Annotated in this window: 1 pseudogene; it reads right to left on the reverse strand. The window is 56.6% G+C overall.

The features are described from left to right. Positions 1-115: 115 nt before the first annotated feature. Positions 116-310: pseudogene (locus ACT3UQ_RS19775) on the reverse strand (IS3 family transposase); the annotation flags it as partial. Positions 311-346 lie beyond the last annotated feature (36 nt).

The following is a 346-nucleotide window of genomic DNA, read 5'->3' on the forward strand; positions in this document are numbered from 1 at the left end:
TGACGTTTGGACATGCACTCATTCTCCTACATACGCGTGCCTCACAACATCATGACAGCTCACCGGTTGCGCCAATCCTCGATGTAGCATTACCGCAGTCCTAACCGCCACCCGTCTGGTGATCACGCACCGTCGTGTTCTTGAAGGCACTCATCGGTTTGCCTCGATCCCCAGCTCTTTCATGATCGACAAAACCGTCGACTTCGGTATGTCGTCTTCCTAGTGCTTGCGGATCAGGTCCACCAGTTGCCCGGCGCCGTCTACCCCATTTCGATGCTTCGTACTCGTGCTGGACCGGCGTGCTGCGCCTGGCTCACAGCGCTTTAGCTTCGCTCGGTTCCTGTGA

Origin of the sequence: Glutamicibacter sp. AOP12-B1-11 (assembly GCF_052379245.1) — a bacterium.
GTDB lineage: Bacteria > Actinomycetota > Actinomycetes > Actinomycetales > Micrococcaceae > Glutamicibacter.